Here is a 4605-nt window from a genome sequence, read left to right as displayed (position 1 = left end):
GATCGTCGTGTTCGGCGCCTTGTTCGCGATGATCGCCTGGGACCCGCCGATCTGGCTGCTGCTGATGGTGACCCTGCCGCTGGTCGCGGGCCTGTCGCTGGGCCTGATGCGCCCCGGCAAGGGCGTGATGATCGCGCTGCAGATGCGGAACCGGGTGGAGCAGGCGCCGCATGGCTGATGGATCGCGCCGCTTCCCCTGGCTGCTCACCATTGTCTGCGCGGGCGCCTTCGTCCTGCTGTGCGGGCTCGGGACCTGGCAGGTCCAGCGGATGCAGTGGAAGGAGCGGCTGATTGCCCAAGCCGAGGCGGCGGCGTCGCAGCCGCCGGTCCCGGTCATGCAGGCCTACCGGGCGGACCAGGAGTTCCGCCGCGTCCTCATCGACTGCTCCGGTCTGGCCACCGCTCCCTTCGTAGAGCTGCGAACGGTCGAGGCCGGCGAGGTCGGCGTGCGCCTGATTTCCGCCTGCGCCCTGCCGAGCACCCCGTTCGTCACGCTGGTCGACCGGGGCTTCGTTCCGGATACGGTGTCCGACCGTCCTCCCGTGAAACCGTCAACCGAACCGGTCCGGATCATCGGCCAGTTGCGCATGCCTCCGACACCGTCTCGGTTCGCTCCGCCCCCGGAGGGCGGTGTCTTCTACGGCCGCGACCACCGGGCGATGGCCACCGCGCTGGGCGTCGACAAATGGCTGGCCAGCCCGATGATCTTCGCGCTGACGCCGTCGAACCCCGAATGGTCGGCGCTCAGGCCCTCCGCCCCTCCGCCCGCCTTCTCGAACAACCATCTCGGCTACGCCCTGACATGGTTCGGACTGGCGCTCGCCGTAGTCGGCTTCTACATCGCCCTGCTCCGCCGCAAGCCCCTCAAGCAGCCTCGCTCCGCGAGCGAGGCGACAGGGAAAGAAGAACGCTCCTGACCGCCGCCCTGCACACACTCTCCAACGGCGTCCGCATCGTCTGCGACCCGATGCCGGGCCTGCGCACCCTCGCCCTGACCGTCGCCGTGCGCGGCGGCGCCAAGTGGGAGAGCGAGGCCACATCGGGCTGGTCTCACTGCCTCGAACACCTCGTGTTCAAGGGCGCGGGCGAGATGGGCGCGCGCGAGATCGTCGAACGGATCGAGGCCGAGGGCGGCTCGCTGAACGCGGCGACCGGCTATGAGCGGACCAGTTTCGAGGTGCGGGCGCTGGACGGCTCGCTGCCGCTGGCGATGCAGGTGGTGTCGGACCTGGTGTTCCGCCCCACGCTCGACGCCGACGAGATCGAGCGCGAGAAGGACGTGGTGGCGCAGGAGATCGCCGAGGCGTTCGACACGCCCGACGACCACGTCTTTGAGATGGCGCAGACGCAGGCCTTCGCCGGCCAGCCGTTGGGTCGGCCGATCCTGGGGTCGGTGAAGAGCCTGAAGCCGATCACTCGCGGCGCCATCAGCGACTGGCGCGCCCGTCTGTACTCGCCCGACCGGATGGTGGTGGCGGTTTCGGGCGCGGTTGACGAGGCCGAGCTGCTGCAACTGGCCGAGCGGTGGTTCGGTTCAGAGACCGCGACCCCGGCGGAGGCGCCCGGGGTTCCCCACTTCACCGGCGGCGACGCGGCCCTGTCGCGCCGGATCGAACAGGCCAACATCGTCTTCCAGCTGCCCGCCCCGTCGGCGACCGATCCGGCCTATGCGGCGGCGCGGCTGATGACCGAGATCCTCGGCGGCGGCATGGCGTCGCGGCTGTTCCAGAGCGCGCGCGAGGAGCGCGGCCTCGCCTACGCCATCGACGCCTATCACGAGCCCTACGAGGACGCGGGCGTGCTCGGCATCTACGCGGGCGCGGCGGCGGACCGGGCTGAGGAGCTGGCGCGGGTCTGCGCGGCTGAACTGAAGGCGCTGGCGGAGACCGGGCCGACCGTGGCGGAGCTGTCGCGGGCCAAGGCGGTGATGAACGCCGGCCTGTGGATGTCGGACGAGAGCCCCGCCGCGCGCGCCGGGCGGTTGGCGGCCCAGGTGCTGATCCTCGGGGCGCCGATAAGTTCTGAAACGATGGCGGAACGGACGCTGGCCCAGACGGCGCAGACGGTGCGCGACGCGGCTCGGCGCTGCCTGTCCGAGGGCAAGGCGGCGACGGCGGTGCTGGGTCCCAAGGCCGCCGCGCCGGCCGGGGCGGCGTTCCGGGAGGCTCTTTTCGGGTGATAGCTCGGGCCTTGTCATCCCGCACGGCGCGAAGCGCCGATCCGGGACGGCTCTCGCTGCGATAGAGACTCCCGGAAAGCGCGCAGCGATTATCCGGGAGGAGGGTGGCTCCGGGCTCCGCTCGTCGCCCGGCTCGCCGCCGACGCAGCGTCCGGCCGCATCCATGTTTCTACACCTGCGTCCCGGATCGCCGCGTTGCGGCGTCCGGGATGACAAGGCGTGACGTTCCGCTCCGATGGGCCGGGGAATGGTTTTCGCGGACAAAACACCAAGCTAGAAAGGCAGGATGGCGCTGCTCGACTGGATCAATGACGCGACCGGGCCGGCGGTGTCGGCCCCCGGCGTGTTCCTGCGTCCGCCCCGCGCGTCGGATCACGAGGCCTGGGCGACGTTGCGCCAGAGCAGCCGCGCCTATCTGCAGCGCTGGGAGCCGACCTGGCCCGAGGACGACCTGACCCGCGCGGCGTTCAAGCGGCGGCTGTCGATCTATGGGCGCGAGATGGAGGCGGGCAACGCCTGGCCGTTCTTCATCTTCACCGAGGCTGACCGGATGCTGGCCGGTGCGATCACCCTGTCGAACGTTCGGCGTGGCGTCGCCGAGGCGGGCACCCTCGGCTACTGGATCGGCGAGCCGTTCGCCGGCCGAGGACTGGCCACCGCCGCCGTCCGCGCCATGGTGGGCTACGCCTTCGGCGAGCTGAACCTGCACCGCGTAGAAGCGGCCTGCGTGCCCCAGAACGCCGCCTCTCGCCGGGTGCTCGAAAAGGCCGGCTTCGAGCTGGAAGGGCAGGCGAGGGCTTATCTTAAAATTAACGGCGCATGGGCAGATCATCTGCTGTTCGGCGTCGTGAATGACGGAGCCGCACGACGCGGCTGACCCGGGGTGATCCTGGAGGCCGTCTGGCAGGACTGTATCCGCGTTGAACACTCGCTCCAGAAGTCTGGCCTGGGACGCGACAACCGCCATCGAGGCGCTAGCCGCCGCCGACTCCGCCCTGTGGATCTGGACCCCCGCCGACGATCAGATGCGGTTCACCGGCGCCACCCGCGCGCTCGGCCTGGGCCCACTGGCGCCTGAGTGTTCCGGCGCGGCCTTCACCGCGGTGGCCGTGCCGCAGGACCGGTCCCTGGCCGAGAAGATACTGAAGCCGCAGCCGGAAGGGACCGAGATCGCCGTGCGTCTGCGCATGCGCGAATCCGAGACCTGCATCTGGCGGGGCGTCTGGCTTGAGGACGGTCTGCGCGCCGCCGGGCTGGTGGCGCTGGAGACGAAGTTCGCCGCCTCGCACCGCGATCACCTGACGGGCCTGCTGGACCGCCGCACCTTCCTGAGCCGCGCCGGCGAGACCCTGACGCAGCCCGGCGACTATGAGCTCGTCGTGGCTGACGTCGACCGCCTGCGCCGGCTGAACGAGGCCCTGGGCCACGCGCGGGCCGATCTGGTGCTCGCCGCCTTGGGCTCGCGCCTGAACGCCGCCTTCACCCACGACGCCAACGCCGCCCGCATCGGCGAAGACGAGTTCGCCGTTCTGGCGCTGCGCGGAAACGGCTCGGTTGCCGAACGGGTGCGCGAGGCGCTGGAGCAGCCGCTTCGCGTCGCCGGCTTCGACATCTACCCCACCGTCTCAATCGGCTCGGCGACCGCCGAGGGCGGCCCCGACGCGGCCGATCCCGCCGAGCTTCTGCGCCGCGTCGAGCTGGCGGTGGAGCAGGCCAAGGGCGCCGGGCGCGGCGGCGTGGCCGCCTACGGCCGCGCACTGGAGAGCGACAGTCTCTCTCGGCTGGCGCTGGAGTCCGACCTGCGCAACGCCTTCCTGCGCGGCGAGATCGAGCCCTTCTATCAGCCGATCGTGAACCTGCGCACCGGCGCCGTGGCCGGGTTCGAGGCCCTGGCCCGCTGGCGTCACCCGAAGCGCGGGCTGGTGCCGCCGGACGAGTTCCTCGGACTGGCCGACGAGATGGGCCTGATGAACGAGCTGGGCCTGCTGATGATGACGTCGGCGTCCCGGCAGCTGGCCGAATGGCTGCGGCGCCATCCGACCGCGGGGCATCTGTTCTGCAGCGTCAACCTGTCCGTCGGCGAAATCGAACGCGCCGATCTGGTCGAGGACGTCACGCGCATCATCGCCGACGCCGGCCTGCCCAAGGGCGCGCTGAAGCTGGAGGTGACGGAGGGCGACATCATGCGCGACACCTCGCGCGCCGCCGACACCCTGACCCGGCTGCGCGAGGCGGGGGCCTCGCTGGCGCTGGACGACTTCGGCACCGGCTTCTCGTCGCTGACCTGGCTGGCCAAGCTGCCGTTCGATACGCTGAAGATCGACCGCTATTTCGTTCTGACCATGGACAAGGACGAGGGCTCGGCCAAGATCGTCAAGTCGGTGGTCAACCTCGGGCGCGACCTCGCCCTCGAAGTGGTCGCTGAG

At 70.7% G+C, this 4605-nt stretch carries 5 protein-coding genes; all 5 read left to right on the top strand.

Annotated elements, in window-relative coordinates:
• The first annotated feature begins 7 nt into the window (after positions 1-7).
• A complete protein-coding gene (locus VGB60_RS08490; protein ID WP_414644497.1) occupies positions 8-178 on the top strand; it encodes a DUF983 domain-containing protein in 171 nt (56 codons plus the stop codon).
• Entirely contained in the window at positions 171-917 is a 747-nt protein-coding gene (locus tag VGB60_RS08485) for an SURF1 family protein (RefSeq protein ID WP_331037835.1), read from the top strand. Before VGB60_RS08490 ends, VGB60_RS08485 begins: the two co-directional genes overlap by 8 nt.
• A gap of 50 nt (positions 918-967) precedes the next feature.
• On the top strand, positions 968-2179 hold the full coding sequence (locus VGB60_RS08480; protein ID WP_331037834.1) for a pitrilysin family protein: 1212 nt from the start codon (positions 968-970) through the stop codon (positions 2177-2179).
• 286 nt (positions 2180-2465) lie between these two features.
• Positions 2466-3056, top strand: a complete 591-nt coding sequence (locus tag VGB60_RS08475; RefSeq protein WP_331037833.1) for a GNAT family protein — start codon at positions 2466-2468, stop codon at positions 3054-3056.
• Between the two features lie 43 nt (positions 3057-3099).
• On the top strand, positions 3100-4605 hold a 1506-nt coding region (locus tag VGB60_RS08470; protein ID WP_331037832.1), incomplete at its 3' end, for a bifunctional diguanylate cyclase/phosphodiesterase.

This window comes from Brevundimonas sp. (assembly GCF_036399195.1).
In the GTDB taxonomy this organism is placed as follows: Bacteria; Pseudomonadota; Alphaproteobacteria; order Caulobacterales; family Caulobacteraceae; genus Brevundimonas.
Note: the sequence above shows the minus strand (reverse complement) of the source record. Positions and strands in the feature narration are given on the sequence as shown.

Coding starts and splice junctions, on each gene's coding strand:
- VGB60_RS08485 (WP_331037835.1), top strand. CDS start 171: ATGGCTGATGGATCGCGCCGCTTCCCCTGGCTGCTCACCATTGTCTGC.
- VGB60_RS08480 (WP_331037834.1), top strand. CDS start 968: ATGCCGGGCCTGCGCACCCTCGCCCTGACCGTCGCCGTGCGCGGCGGC.
- VGB60_RS08475 (WP_331037833.1), top strand. CDS start 2,466: ATGGCGCTGCTCGACTGGATCAATGACGCGACCGGGCCGGCGGTGTCG.